General features: G+C 73.2%; 10 protein-coding genes. 7 read left to right on the top strand and 3 right to left on the bottom strand.

The features are described 5' to 3' along the window. Positions 1-50 precede the first annotated feature (50 nt). Positions 51-1172 carry an AAA family ATPase gene (locus tag ABTX81_RS05270; RefSeq protein WP_350541611.1) on the bottom strand — a complete coding sequence of 374 codons (1122 nt, stop codon included), beginning with the start codon at positions 1170-1172 and terminating at the stop codon, positions 51-53. A gap of 706 nt (positions 1173-1878) precedes the next feature. Here ABTX81_RS05270 and ABTX81_RS05265 point away from each other — a divergent pair. From ABTX81_RS05265 to ABTX81_RS05245, 5 genes are all read left to right on the top strand, one after another. After that, the gene (locus ABTX81_RS05265) at positions 1879-2988 is read left to right on the top strand and encodes a peptidoglycan-binding protein (RefSeq protein ID WP_350541610.1); all 1110 of its coding nucleotides are present in this window, start codon (positions 1879-1881) and stop codon (positions 2986-2988) included. 83 nt (positions 2989-3071) lie between these two features. Continuing rightward, positions 3072-3902, top strand: coding sequence for a MerR family transcriptional regulator (locus ABTX81_RS05260; RefSeq protein WP_350541609.1), 831 nt, complete (start codon positions 3072-3074; stop codon positions 3900-3902). A 62-nt stretch (positions 3903-3964) separates the two neighbouring features. Then, positions 3965-5425, top strand: a complete 1461-nt coding sequence (locus tag ABTX81_RS05255) for an MFS transporter (protein WP_350541608.1) — start codon at positions 3965-3967, stop codon at positions 5423-5425. After that, positions 5418-6782, top strand: coding sequence for an FAD-binding oxidoreductase (locus tag ABTX81_RS05250; RefSeq protein WP_350541607.1), 1365 nt, complete (start codon positions 5418-5420; stop codon positions 6780-6782). The genes ABTX81_RS05255 and ABTX81_RS05250 overlap by 8 nt, the downstream gene beginning before the upstream one ends. A 931-nt stretch (positions 6783-7713) precedes the next feature. Continuing rightward, positions 7714-8475: a pyridoxine/pyridoxamine 5'-phosphate oxidase gene (locus tag ABTX81_RS05245; protein ID WP_350541606.1), complete on the top strand. Its 762-nt coding sequence runs from the start codon at positions 7714-7716 to the stop codon at positions 8473-8475. Between the two features lie 146 nt (positions 8476-8621). On the opposite strand, the gene ABTX81_RS05240 is transcribed toward ABTX81_RS05245, so the two are convergent. After that, positions 8622-9677, bottom strand: a complete 1056-nt coding sequence (locus ABTX81_RS05240; RefSeq protein ID WP_350541604.1) for an EamA family transporter — start codon at positions 9675-9677, stop codon at positions 8622-8624. A 152-nt stretch (positions 9678-9829) separates the two neighbouring features. On the opposite strand from ABTX81_RS05240, the gene ABTX81_RS05235 reads away from it, so the two are divergent. Next, positions 9830-10708 (top strand): DUF1906 domain-containing protein, encoded by an 879-nt coding sequence (locus ABTX81_RS05235; RefSeq protein ID WP_350541603.1) that lies wholly within the window; start codon positions 9830-9832, stop codon positions 10706-10708. 51 nt (positions 10709-10759) lie between these two features. On the opposite strand, the gene ABTX81_RS05230 is transcribed toward ABTX81_RS05235, so the two are convergent. Further along, complete coding sequence (locus ABTX81_RS05230; RefSeq protein ID WP_350541602.1) at positions 10760-10957, bottom strand: hypothetical protein; 198 nt, start codon at positions 10955-10957, stop codon at positions 10760-10762. Between the two features lie 230 nt (positions 10958-11187). Between ABTX81_RS05230 and ABTX81_RS05225 the strand changes: the two genes are divergently transcribed. Next, positions 11188-12849 (top strand): long-chain fatty acid--CoA ligase, encoded by a 1662-nt coding sequence (locus ABTX81_RS05225; RefSeq protein WP_350541601.1) that lies wholly within the window; start codon positions 11188-11190, stop codon positions 12847-12849. The last annotated feature ends 79 nt before the right edge of the window (positions 12850-12928 follow it).

Genomic DNA, 12928 nt, shown 5'->3' with positions numbered 1-12928 from the left:
AGAAAATTTTTTGGCTCTGACATGAATCCCCCCTGCGGGACCTCGGACTACTATTTCGCCAGTCGGCGGCGGATGGTATCCCTACTGACGCCTGTGATTTCGCTAGCTCGACGCTGGGAGATCGAGCACTCCTCCATCAGATCGAGAGCGATTTGGATGCGATAGGCCCCATCCATCCCTCGAAGGCGTTCTCTGCCTAGGTCCAGTAGGACGTCGAAAAGCTTCTCTTCCTTTAGTGCAGCCCTTCGTCGCCCGCTCAGAACAAGCCGCTCTGCCTCGGCGAAAGAGGAGCCGCTCAGGACCTTGGCGAGGAAATTAATTACCTCCTTTGAGCCATCGATGCCGCAATATTGGGTGAGGGCCTCCCTGAGCTGCTCAGGGCCTGGGAGCGGGAAATCCACTACCTGGTCGAACCTGCGCCAGACCGCAGGATCCAGAAGCTCGGAGTGATTGGTGGCTGCGAGAAGAAGTGAGGTGGACGGCCAGTCATCGATTTCCTGGAGAAGAACTGTGACAAGCCTTTTGAGTTCCCCCACCTCCGCAGAATCGTCTCGTCGCTTGGCTACAGTGTCCAGTTCGTCCAAGAGCAAGACTGATGGGCTCGACTTAGCGTAGTCAAGCACCTTGCGGATATTGCTCCCGGTCCGTCCGAGATAACTGCTCATGACAGAAGAGAGGTCAAGTACGAGCAGCGGCCTGCGAAGTTCTGCGGCCAGCCACTTCGCGGCCAGAGTCTTGCCGACTCCAGGGGGGCCAACGAAGAGGCTAGTCCGGCTGGGCATGAGGCCCGACCGCGCGAGCCGGTCGCGATGGGTGTGCTCCTCGCGCAGCTGGTGCAGCTGATCGCGGACAGCGTCGACCAGCACGGGAGGGTGGGCAGGTCCAACCTGGTCGGCTCGGATCAGCGGAAGGCGGCTGTCGCCATCAAGTGGCACGGGCAACGCGTTGCCATGGCTCCTCATGGGCGAGTCGAGGCTCGGTGCTGTTCGGAGCAAGGCCCTCAACGACTCGGCAAGGCTGCTGTTGGAGCTCTGGTAGCGCCGGGCCATGCGCTGAAGCAGCGTCTGCACGTCTTGTGAGCGGCCGGCCATGGCGACGCGTGCAAGCTGGACTATGTCCCGGTCATATGGTCCTGCCTCGTCCAGTAGAACTGGATCTTTCGCCTCTAGCATGAGAGTTACCCTATCCTTCAGTGGCCTAGTTCTGCGAGATCGGCGCGCCACTAGTCCAGCTAGTGCTCCTGGGGCAGTCTGACGGGTGGCACTGACAGTGGCCCTGTCGGGGGTGGAAAGTCGCCGCGACGGGGCACTTCTTCGAACGGCCAACGATGGAGGCGTTGGACGGGATATGGGCGCGTGGCAGACATAGCAGATTCGAAAGTTTGTTCGCAAGGCGCATGATGATCCTGGGTGGCTCGCTCATTGCCTGAACCCGCTTGCGTCTGGGAAGGCTCACCCAGGCGGCGTCTGCCCTGGGCTGGCCTTCTGTGGTCGGCGCTGTTGAGGTGTGGCACAGCCCTGGAACAGGGCGTCTCTGGTTGTCGTGCTCGGGATACTGCGTAGCAGGTGAGGATCCGATTGCGCTCTCGGCGGTGCATGATCTTGAAAACTGTCGTGCGGTGACCCCGTACCGTGGGTTCGAATCCCACGCTCTCCGCCGGTAGGAGAAGAACCACCTGCTCAAGGCGGGTGCCGACCTGAGGTCGGCACCCGCCTTCGTGCTTTTCCGGGGTGGGTCGGGGGTGGTGGGCGGGGTGGGTGGGGTCCTGTATTCACCTGAACGGGGGGTTTGGGGCGGGTGTGTCATCGCGTGGGGGTGTGGGGTCCGTCTATCCGGGCGTAAGGGGCGAACTGCCCTGGGCCCGGCAAGGAGAGACGGATGGCCTGGTACCCCGGTGCGGAGAAGATGGAGCTCCAGCCCGAGTCGGACGAGCAGCCGGCGATCACGCCGACGCAGGTGATCTTCCACAGTGTGGCGGCGCCGTGGACGCCGCGGCGGATGTACGAGTACTGGAGGGACTCCACCAATCTGGAGTCCCACTTCGGGGTCGGGTACGACGGCTCCGTGGGGCAGTTCATCGGCACCGAGACCCGGGCCGACGCCAATATGCGGGCCAACCGCAGGGCCGACGGCACGGGTGCGGTGAGCGTGGAGTCGGCCAGTAACGACCAGAGCACCGACCCGTGGACGGACTCCCAGGTCAACGCGCTCGTCGCGCTCGGGGTGTGGCTGCACCGTCGGCACGGCATCCCGTTGCGGATCAGCCGGGAGTGGGACGACCCCGGCTTCGGGGTGCACCGGATGTTCCCCGAGTGGTCGGACGGCGGGACGGCCTGCCCGGGGGACACCCGCACCCGGCAGTTCCGCGAGGTCGTGATGCCCGGCATCGCCGCGGTGGCCGGCGGCGCCCCGCTGCCCCCGCCGGGCGGCGGGTCCGGGCCCGCCCGGTACCGGGTGACCATCAACGGGCTGGAGTACGGCTACGGCGCCCACGGCCCGCAGGTCAGGGAGGTGGGCGAGGCGCTCGTCCGGCAGGGCTTCGGCCGGCACTACCAGTCCGGGCCGGACGAGGACTGGCGGGACGCCGACACCCTCAACTACCAGGACTTCCAGCACGGTCTCGGGTACTCGGGGTCGGACGCCGACGGCGTGCCGGGCGAGGGGTCGCTGCGCCGGCTGCTGGGCCGGCTGCCCTCGCCGCAGCGGGTCTCGCTCGCCCATGTGGTGGCGGCGGCGCGCACCGACCCCGGGGCCGAGCAGGGGCACCAGACGTACGGCGGTGAGGTGCGGATCGTCGAACAGGCCCTGGCGGACGAGGGGTTCCTGGAGCAGCGGTGGGTGGACGGCTCGCTCGGCACGCGCACCGTGCAGGCGTACGCCGCGTTCCAGCGCAGCCTCGGCTACTCGGGCGAGGACGCCAACGGCATCCCCGGCCAGCGCAGCCTCCAGGTGCTGGGCCGGCGGAGGGGGTTCGACGTGACGGACTGAGCGGCGCCTCCGGGAGCGGGGGAACGGGCGGCGAACCCGGTGCTTGACCGTGACACCGTGTGAGGGTCTGCACTGGAGGGACCATGTTGAACATCGGAGACTTCGCCAAACACGGCCGGGTGTCGGTCCGGATGCTGCGTCACTACGACGCCATCGGGCTGCTCCGGCCGGCCCGGGTCGACCCGGTCAGCGGCTACCGCTGCTACGAGGCCGCCCAACTGGCCCGGCTCAACCGGGTCATCGCCCTCAAGGACCTCGGCTTCACGCTGCAACAGGTGCGGGCCGTCCTGGACGAGGAGGTGGACACGGCCGAGCTGCGCGGGATGCTGCGGCTGCGGCGGGCCGAGCTCGCCGCGGCGATGGCGGCCGACGCCGAGCGGCTGGCCCGGGTCGAGGCGAGGCTCCGGACGATCGAGAGCGAGGGGACCATGTCCACGCACGATGTCGTGGTGAAGCGGGTGCCGTCGGTGCGGGTGGCCGAGCTGACGGGGGTCGCGGCGAGCTACGAGCCGCAGGACATCGGGCCGGTGATCGGCCCGCTGTTCGAGGAGCTCTGCGGCCGGCTGACGGCTGCCGCCATCGCGCACACCGGCCCGTCGGTCGCCCGGTACGAGGACACCGGGGACGGGGACGGCTCGGTGCTGATCCGGGTGGCCGTGCCGGTCTCCACCTCGGTGGACCCGGCCGGGGAGCACGGCTTCGCGGTGGTCGACCTGCCGGCGGTCGAGGAAGCGGCGACCCTGGTACACCGAGGCTCGATGGACGGCTCGCTGGGCGCCGTGCAGGCACTGGCGCGGTTCATCGAGGAGAACGGCTACCGCTCGACGGGTTACGCCCGTGAGCTCTACCTGGAGTGCCCGGAGGAGGTGGCGGACTGGGTGACGGAACTGCAGGAGCCCGTGGTGCGCGCGTAGCCGGACGGGCGGGCGACCGGCGCTTGCCCTGAAGCGGGTCGAGGGTCCTAGCGTCGGCCGGCATGACGACCACCGGGGCCCTCGCGCCCGACGGCACCGCCGGCCGCCCGGGGCGGGCCGCGCTGCCCGCGACCTACCTGCTCTGGCTCGCCGGGGCGCAGCTCGGGGCACTGGGCGATGCCGCTCTCGCCTTCGCCCTCGGCTGGGCCGCGGCCGCGCACGGCGGGGGCGCCGCCGGGCTGGTGCTGACCGCGATCACGGTGTCGCGGACGGCGCTGGTGCTGGTCGGCGGCGCGGTGGCGGACCGGCTGGGAGCCCGCCGGGTGATGCTCGCCGGGGACGCGGTGATGCTGGCCGCGACGCTGACTCTGGCGGCGGTGGCCGGCGGCTGGGGCACCCCGCTCCGGCTGCTGGTCCTCGCGGCGGTGGTGATCGGAGTGGTGGACGCGTTCTACCTCCCCGCGAGCGGGTCGATGCCGCGCCTGCTCGTGGGGACCGGGCAGCTGCCGCGCGCTCTGGCGCTGCGGCAGGCGGGCGGGCAGCTGGCCGTCCTGCTCGGGGCGCCGCTCGGCGGGGCGCTGGTCGCGGCGGGCGGGCTGCCCGGGGTGGCGCTGGTGGACGCGGCGAGCTTCGCCGTCGTCCTGCTGGTGCTGCTGCGGGTGCCGGTCCCGCACCGGCCGGGCCGGCAGCACCCGGAGCAGCACCACCAGCACCACCAGCACCACCAGCGTCCCCGGCGGCGCGGCGGGCCCGGGCTGCCGGCGGAGGCCGCCGCCGGGGTCCGGCTGGCGGCGCGGGACCGGCTGCTGCGGTCGGCGCTGCTGCTGACCGGGGCGGCGGCCGGGGCCTTGCTGCCCGTGGTGTCGCTCCTCGCGCCGCTGCTGGCGCGGACGGCGGGGTGGGGCGCGGGGGCGGCGGGCCTGGTGGCGGGCGGCCAGGGGGCCGGTGTGCTGGTGGTGGCGAGCCTGCTCGCGTGGCGGGACGGCGGAGGAAGGGAGGACGGAGGAAGGGAGCACGGGGCAAGGGAGAACCGAGGAACGGCGGGCGTCGGCGCGGCGTACGGCCTCTGCGTGGCCGCGGCGGGCATCGCGCTGCTGGCCGTGGCACCGGGGCCGGGGACGGCCGTGGTCGGCGGGGTGGTGACGGGCGCGGGGTCCGGGCTGTTCGCCTGCCGGATCGCTCCGCTGGTGCTCGGGGCCGCGCCGGAGGACCACCTCTCCCGGGTGCAGGCGCTGCTGACCCTGGTGCAGAGCGCGGCGCTGGTGCTTTCGACCGGCCTGCTCGGCCTGCTCGCCGACGCGGTCGGCCCCCGGACGCCCACCGCGCTCTGCGCGGCGGCCACCGGCGCCGCCGGACTGCTCGCGCTGGCCTCGCCCGTGCTGCGCCGGGGCGCCGTACTTGCCGGGCGGACGGGCGGCGGGCAGAGTGCGAGAGCCGGGCGCGGTCGGACGCGGCGCGGCCGGACGGCGGCGCGGTCGGACACGCCCCAGGACAGCGGCGCGAGCGGAGGCGGCGATGAGTGACCTGACGGACCGGCTGGCGGAGGGCCTGCCGCCGGGCGCCCTGGCGGTGGACCCGGACGTGACGGCCGCCTACCGGCACGACATGGCGGACTTCTGCCCCGCCGGCACCCCCGCGGTGGTGGTCTTCCCGGAGACCGTCGAGCAGGTGCAGCACGTCATGCGGACCGCCACCGCGCTGCGCGTGCCGGTGGTCCCGCAGGGCGCCCGGACCGGTCTGTCCGGCGCGGCCAACGCCGTCGACGGCTGCATCGTGCTGTCGATGGTGAAGATGAACCGGATCCTGGAGCTCGACCCGGTGAACCGGATCGCGGTGGTCGAGCCGGGCGTGGTCAACGCCGAGCTCTCCCGGGCCGCCGCCGCCTCGGGCCTCGCCTACCCGCCCGACCCGTCGAGCTGGGAGTCCTGCACGATCGGCGGCAACATCGGCACCGGCGCGGGCGGCCTCTGCTGCGTGAAGTACGGGGTGACCGGTGAGTACGTGCTCGGCCTCGACGTGGTGCTGGCCGACGGCCGGCTGCTGTCCACCGGCCGCCGGACGGCCAAGGGAGTCGCCGGCTACGACCTGACCCGGTTGCTGGTGGGCTCCGAGGGCACGCTGGGCGTGGTGGTCCGCGCGGTGGTGGCGCTGCGGCCGGCCCCCGCGCCGCAGCTGGCGCTGGCGGCGGAGTTCCCGAGCACGGCCGCGGCGGGCGCGGCGGTCGGCGACGTGATGGCGCGCGGCTTCACCCCGTCGCTGATGGAGCTGATGGACGCGGTGAGCGTGCGCGCGGTCAACGAGCTGGGGCGGATGGGGCTGCCGGAGTCCACCCAGGCGCTGCTGCTGGTCGCCTTCGACGGACCGGACCGGGTGGCCGAGCTGGCCGCGGTCGGGGAACTTTGCCGGGCGGCCGGGGCGACCGAGGTGGTGCCCGCCGAGGACCAGGCCGAGTCCGAGCTGCTGCTGGAGGCGCGCCGCCAGGCGCTGCCCGCGCTGGACCGGCTGGGCACCACGATGATCGACGACGTGGCGGTGCCGCGCTCGCGGCTGGCCGAGATGCTGGACGGCGTCGCCGCGATCGCCGAGCGGCACGGGCTGACCATCGGGGTGGTGAGCCACGCGGGCGACGGCAACACCCACCCGATCGTCATCTTCGACGCGGCGGACGCCGAGCAGTCGGCCCGGGCACAGCGCTCCTTCGACGAGATCATGGCGCTGGGGCTGGAGCTGGGCGGCACGATCACCGGTGAGCACGGGGTGGGGCTGCTCAAGCGCGAGTGGTTGGCGCGGGAGCTCGGGCCGGTGGCGATGGACCTGCAGCGGCAGCTGAAGGCGGTCTTCGACCCGCTGGGCATTCTCAATCCCGGGAAGGCGGTCTGATCCCGTACGGTCCCGCCCGCACGGCCCGGTGCCGCATATTGTCGTACCGATTGTCGGACTGTCGCGAAATGGCTTGAATTGTCGACACGGTAAGGCGACCTGACCCGCGGAGGGCGTGTTCGTCCCGGCGTGCGCCGGGGTGGTGCACCGGCTTGTCCGCGCGCCCTCCCCGCACAGTGCCAGATCACCTGATCGTAGTCGATCGACCCTTGCGAGCCATGGGGTGAGGGTGGCTCGGCGGACGCTCTTTCCCGGCCGGTGGCGGTTATGCGCCGACTGGCCGGATGTCACGCAAAAGGGCGAAAAGGGCGCCGGGAGGTGGTGCTTTGTCGATTTGTTGCGGAAGTCTGTCTCCCGACGCCGCGGCCCGCGGATGTTCGTCCGGTCGGCGAACTCCGCACACCTTGCATGATTACCGTTTTGGAGGCTTTCTTGGCTCTCATGCGCAACCGCACCTCCATCCAGCAGACGGCGAGCGGGGCCGGCGCCTCGAAGCAGGTCCTCGTACCGGTCCGCCCCTGAGCGCCGACCCGGTGCCGTGGACGGCGGGGGCGCCGTCGACGGACACCGGGCCGGACGGAAGGGGCGGACCGAACGGGAACGGGACCGTGAATCGGATCCGTGATCGGATCCGTGAAGTGGATCGGAAGACCAGGAGACCGGAACCAGGCGATCGGAACGAATCGCACAGACGCGTAACCGGGCAGCGGAAAGGGTCACCGCGCACCGGTCCCGTGGGCGGCACCGCACGTCGGTGCCGCCCACGGGCGCGTCCGGGGCCCGGAAGAGGTCCAGTCCAGGGCCCGCGCCCGGAAGCGTCACCGCACGGCGGTACGGTTGCGCTCCGACAGCGCACCCCGCGCCCCGGCCCGCTCTCCGGCGACCGGCCTGCCGTGGGGCTGCGGCCGCGGCAACCGGAAGGAAGGGCGCGATGGCAGCGGAGGAGGAGGGCCTGACCGGCCCCGGCGAGACCAGGCCCGCACCGGGCCCCGGGTCCGGCGGGGAGGCGGCCCCGGCCGCGCCCCGGTCCGTGCCCGAGCTGATGCTCGGTCGCCCGCCGATGGCCCGCCCGTTGCCGACCTTCGACACCGAGGCGGCCCCGGCCGAACCCGGCCCGCTCTTCGTGGACTGGCTCGCCACCGCCCTGCACGCCGGCGTGCTGGACCCCCAGGTGTTCACCCTCTCCACCGTCGACGCCGACGGCATGCCGGACGCCCGCGTCCTGGTGCTGCGCGACGTGGACGCCGCCGGGACCGGCTGGGTCTTCTCGACCGCCGCCGACAGCCCCAAGGGCCGCCAGCTCGCCGACCACCCGGCCGCCGCGCTCACCGTCTACTGGCCGCAGCTCGGCCGGCAGGTGCGGGTGCGCGGCACCGTCGAACGGGCCGCCGACCAGGTGGCCGGCGCCGAGTTCGCCACCCGCTCCCCGGCCGCCCGGATCGGCGCGCTGGTCGGGCGGCAGAGCGAGCCGCTGGCCTCGCCGGCCGAGTACGAGGAGGCCGTGGCGGTGGCCCGCCGCCGGCTGGAGACCACCCCGGACACGGTCGCCGCCGGGCACGCCGTCTACACGCTCTGGGCTCACGAGGTGGAGTTCTGGCAGGGCGATGCGGAGCGCCACCACGTCCGGCTCCGCTACACCCGGACCGGCCCGGTCCGCACCCCGGAGTGGTCGCGCACCCTGCTCTGGCCGTAGCGCCATAGCGCCGCAACGCCGCAACGCCGCAGGGCCGCGCAGCAAGCAGCGCCGCACAGCGAGCAGCGCCGCACAGCCGTAAAACACCGGGGGCGCGCATCGATCCGATGCGCGCCCCCGGCCTCACCACGACGCCGTGCCGTCCCTCAGCGCCGCCCGGTCAACGTGGCCCCGACACTCGCCGCCACCACACAGCCGATGCCGGCCAGCTGAGCGGCGCCCAGCAGCTGACCCAGCACCACCAGGCCGACCAGCGCGCTGACCGCCGGCTCCAGGCTGACCAGCACGCTGAACACCCGCTGTGGCATCCGCCGCAGCGCCGTCATCTCCAGCGCGTACGGGATCACCGGCAGCAGCAGCGACACCCCGGCCACCGCGAGCAGCAGCATCAGCGGTGAGGCGCCGGGCTCGGTCAGTCCGTCCCAGGCCTGGCCGAGCCCGAACGGCGCCACCGTCAGCGCGCCGACCGTCATCGACACCGCCAGCCCCTGGAAGCCCTGGAACGCCGCCCCGACCTTGTCCGTGAACAGGATGTACGCGGCGTAGCAGGCCGCCGCCCCGAAGGCGTACAGCAGGCCGACCGGGTCGAGCCCGCCGCCCTCCCCGCCCTCGCCGAGCAGCGTCAGCAGCGCCACGCCGCCGGCCGCGAGCAGCGCCCACAGCAGGTGGCTGGCCCGGCGGGCGAAGACCAGGGCCACCGCGAGCGGGCCGAGGAACTCGATGGTGGCGGCGGTGCCCATCGGCAGCCGGTCGATCGCCCCGGCGAACAGCAGCGTCATACCGGCCGAGGCCATGCCGAGCAGGGCGGCGGCGGCCAGGTCGCGGGGTCGGCGCCCGCGCAGCCGCGGCCGGGTGACGGCCAGCAGGATGACCGCCGCGAAGCTCAGCCGCAGGAAGGTGGTGCCGCTCACCCCGAGCGGCCCGAAGAGCGGCTTGGAGAACGCGATCCCGGTCTGCACCAGGAACATCGCCGTGACACAGAGAAGCGGCGCCGGGATCCTCTCCGGGCGCCGCAGAAGGCCGGTGAGCCGTCGGCCGGCTCTCGCGTCCGGTGGCAGCCCCTCGCCGGGCGCCCCGCCTCGTCGCCAGCCGCCCCGCTCGCCGGCGGGCTCGCCCTTGGGGGCGGGCGGCATGGCAAGCGCCTCGGCGACGGCGGCGGCCGACGTCGGGGCGGAGGTTTCGCTGGGATGGGAGGTGGGCATGGGGGCGAGTTTGCCGTAAGGAGCCACTGGGCAGCAAGCTCGTTACCGGAATCGGGACGGATGCGGACGGGTGCGTCCGAAAGGGTGAGCTTCGACGGCGCACCCGGCGCGGCTGCGGCCATCGCCCGACGCTCCGTCAGTATCAAGGCGGCGTGCGCCATCTCCGCCCCGTCGCCCTCGCCGCCGCCTCCCTCGTCCTCGTGCTGGCCGCCGGCGGCCCGGGCGCGAGCGCCGACGACGCCGCTCCGGCGGCCGCCGCCGTCCCCCGGATCCGGGCCACCGTCCTGCCCGACCGGCTCGGGCCGCCCGCCGCCCGGTCCCGCGACCTCTACACCGGCGCGGCCTTCGACGCCTGCACCGCGCCCCCGCTGGAGACCCTGCGGGCCTGGCGCGACGCCTCGCCGTACGGGGCGCTCGGCATCTACACCAGCGGCGGCCAGCGCGGCTGCGCCCAGCCCGGGCTCACCGCCGACTGGGTGCGCCAGGCCCGGGCGATGGGGTGGCGCTTCCTGCCCGTGCACGTCGGCCTCCAGGCGCCGTGCAGCGAGCTGAAGCGCAAGCCGAAGCGGATCGACCCCGCGCGGGCCACCCGGCAGGGGCGCCAGGAGGCGGCCGAGGCGGTCGCCGGCCTGCGGGCGGTCGGGCTCGGCCACGGCAGCCCGGTCTTCCTGGACATCGAGGCCTACCCGACGCGCGACCGCGCCTGCGGCCAGGCCGTCGTCGACTTCGCCGTCGGCTGGACCCAGGCGCTGCACGCGGCCGGCTACCGCTCCGGCTTCTACTCCAGCCTCGACTCCGGCGTCGCCGACCTCGCCGCGGCCGCGCGGGCCGGCAGTTCGCCGCTGCCCGACATCCTCTGGTACGCCCGCTGGGACGACCGCGCCGACACCGCCGGCGGCGGGCCGCTCGGCGCGGAGCTCTGGAGCGAGCACCAGCGCGTCCACCAGTACCGAGGCAATGTCGAGGAGACCTACGGCGGCGCGACGCTCACCGTCGACCGCAACCAGGTCGACGCCCCGCTGGCCGGCTGACGCGCCCACCGCCGGGAAGGCAAGGGCGTCCACCGGGACGGCCGGGCCCGGTCACTCGCGCAGCGCCAGCCCCAGCCAGCCCCGGCCCTGGCAGTAGCGGCAGGTCTCCGAGACGTACCCGGTGCCGGTGCGGCCCGCCCGCAGGCCCATCCGCGCCATCGTCCGCACCCCGCCCGAACAACACGGGCACGGCAGCCGGAACCCGGTCAGACCCTGCCCCACCCGCCGTTCGCCGTGTCCGTCGCCCATGCGCCCAGTATCCCGGCCGCCGGGGCGGGCGCCCCGGCCGCCCCCGCCGACCGGGGAGAACGTGGCCGGACCGTGGCCGGGTCGTGATGGGGACAACGCGGCCGGGATGCTGACATCCGGGACACGGCGCGGCAGAATCGGGCCCTACTGCCGTATTACCGCCCAGTAGCCGACGTTCGGCCGGGCCGGGGCAGGAGCCGCCGCAGTGCCGCCCAGGTCGAGGAGGACCCGTGTTCAGCACGATGCAGGACGTACCGCTCACCGTCGCCCGGATTCTGGAGCACGGGTCCACGATCCACGGCAGGTCGACGGTCACCACCTGGGACGGCACCGGCCCGGTGGTCCGGACGTACGCTGAGGTCGGGGCGCGGGCCGCCCAGCTGGCGTGGGCGCTGCGGGACGAGCTCGGTGTGACGGCGGACGACCGCGTCGCCACCCTGATGTGGAACAACGCCGAGCACCTGGAGGCCTACCTCGCGGTGCCGGCGATGGGCGGGGTGCTGCACACCCTCAACCTGCGGCTCCCGGCGAGCCAGCTGTCGTTCATCGTCAACCACGCCGCCGACCGCGTGATCATCGTCAACGGCACCGTCCTCCCGCTGCTGGCGGCGGTCCTCCCCGAGCTGGCCCCGACCCTCAAGCACATCGTGGTCAGCGGCCCCGGTGACCGGTCGGTGCTGGCCGGCTTCGCGGGCGGCGTGCACGACTACGAGGAGCTGATCGCGGACCGGCCGACCGCCTACCCCTGGCAGTCCGACATCGACGAGCGCCAGGCCGCCGTGCTCTGCTACACCTCCGGCACCACCGGCGACCCGAAGGGCGTGCTCTACAGCCACCGCTCGGTCTACCTGCACTGCCTCCAGGTCAACACCGGCGACAACTTTGCCTTCACCCCGCGCGACACCGCCCTGCCGGTGGTGCCGATGTTCCACGTCAACGCCTGGGGCATCCCGCACGCCGCCTTCATGTCCGGCGCCGGCCTGCTGATGCCGGACCGCTTCCTGCAGCCCAAGCCGATGGCCGAGATGATCGCCGCCGTACGGCCGACCGTCAGCGCGGCCGTGCCGACGATCTGGAGCGGCCTGCTGGACGAGCTGGACGCCGGCGACTACGACACCTCCAGCCTGCGGATGGTGGTGATCGGCGGCTCGGCCTGCCCGCCGTCGCTGATGCGGGGCTACGAGGAGCGCCACGGCATCCGCGTCATCCACGCCTGGGGCATGACCGAGACCTCGCCGCTCGGCTCCTTCGCCCAGCCGCCGGGCGGCCTGACCCCGGAGGAGGAGTGGCCCTACCGGGTCACCCAGGGCATCTTCCCGGCCTCCGTCGAGGCCCGGCTGATCGGCCCGGGCGGCGAGCGGATGCCGCACGACGGGGTGTCGGCGGGCGAGCTGGAGGTGCGCGGCCCGTGGATCGCGGGGGCGTACTACGGGGGCGCGGGCCAGGACCCGCACCGCCCGGACGACAAGTTCTCCGAGGACGGCTGGCTGCGCACCGGCGATGTCGGCACCATCACCGCGGACGGCTACCTGACCCTCACCGACCGGGCCAAGGACGTGATCAAGTCCGGCGGCGAGTGGATCTCCTCGGTGGACCTGGAGAACCACCTGATGGCCCACCCGGAGGTCGCCGAGGCCGCCGTGGTGGCCGTGCCGGACGAGAAGTGGGGCGAGCGGCCGCTGGCCACCGTCGTGCTGCGGCCGGGTGCCACCGCCGGGCTGCCGGAGCTGCGGGCGTTCCTGGCCGAGCGGATCGCCTCCTGGCAGCTTCCGGAGCGCTGGGCGATCGTCGAGGCGGTGCCGAAGACCTCGGTCGGCAAGTTCGACAAGAAGGTGATCCGCGCCGACTACGCGGCCCGGAAGCTGGACGTCACCCGGCTCGGCAAGGAGTAGGCGCCGAAGAGCGGGCCTGAGGAACAGGACGAGGAGCGGGCGAGGGCCGGCCGCCCCGGGAAGGGGGTGGCCGGCCCTC

Origin of the sequence: Kitasatospora sp. NPDC097605, assembly GCF_040302725.1 — a bacterium.
In the GTDB taxonomy this organism is placed as follows: Bacteria; Actinomycetota; Actinomycetes; order Streptomycetales; family Streptomycetaceae; genus Kitasatospora.
This window is presented reverse-complemented; position numbering and strand designations above follow the sequence as displayed.